The 640-nt window shown below is 53.3% G+C and carries 1 protein-coding gene; it reads left to right on the top strand.

The annotated features are described in order from the left end of the window. A partial coding sequence (locus tag AC27IT_RS27820) for a transposase (RefSeq protein WP_487092265.1) occupies positions 1-570 on the top strand: 570 nt, incomplete at its 5' end. Between the last annotated feature and the right edge of the window lie 70 nt (positions 571-640).

Raw genomic sequence — 640 nt, 5'->3', positions numbered from 1 at the left:
CGTCCTGGACGGCGTATTCTTCGTCATCGTTTCGTTCCTGCTTGGGGGACCGTCTGGGTATCCGTTCCCGTGTATCGCCAGCGCTGTGCGAGTTGTGGGCTTACATGGACAGTGGAATGGAACGGTATCCCGCCTCGAGGATTGGTCACCTCTGCTTTTCAAGAGATGGCGGTGGATATGTGCCGCGGCCGGGATTTGCTCTCTGTTGCCAAGCAATTGAGTGCGGCCTACTCGACACTTGAACGCTGGTACTACCAACTGGCCCCCCAACGCCTTGCTCAACCAAAAGAACATGAAGCTCCTGAAGTGGTCTGTCTGGATGAGTTTGCTCTGCAAAAAGGACATAAGTACGGCGTGAACCTCATGGATGCTCAAACCGGTCATATCTGGCAAGTCACAGAAGGACGTTCACGTGAACAGGTACGAAACGCCCTGCAGCAATGGCCCTTTCGTAAGGCTCCCCATGTAGTTGTCACGGATTTGGCTCCAGGAATGGCTGAAACAGTACGCCAAGTCTGGAAGCATACCCTTGTGGTAGCAGATAAATTTCACGTGATCCAGCTTTTCTAGAAAGCGTTGGAAGCTACCCGAAAACGCACTCATGCTCGTGGAACACATCGTCGGGGCAGACATGAGCAAC

Source organism: Brevibacillus sp. YAE8 (assembly GCF_057543335.1).
The sequence above is the reverse complement of the archived record's forward strand: the minus strand, read 5'-3'. Positions and strand labels throughout refer to the sequence as shown.